Genomic DNA, 315 nt, shown 5'->3' with positions numbered 1-315 from the left:
CGACAGGGCACCCCCGACCTCCACTCAGCTCCTCATCGCCGATACGCCTGTCGTCTGAAGTCCGACCGAAAAGCACGAGCGAGCCGACGACCTCAGCCCTCCCATCCCGCTACCTCGTTATCGCTGCGGCTCTTGGCGCAGAGCAACCATCCATCCAACACTGCCCCCGCCAGCGCACGCGCGGCCATTGCCGGACTCACCAGGCGAACCCCCGCCAACCACCACCGACACATCCGCTGCTGCTCCCCAAGACCGACCTCCGCGACCGACGACCCACTCCACCCTCCACTCAGCTCCCCCGGAACGCCGACCGAT

Origin of the sequence: Glycomyces sp. L485 (assembly GCF_022548875.1) — a bacterium.
Taxonomy (GTDB): Bacteria; Actinomycetota; Actinomycetes; order Mycobacteriales; family Micromonosporaceae; genus Glycomyces.
Note: the sequence above shows the minus strand (reverse complement) of the source record.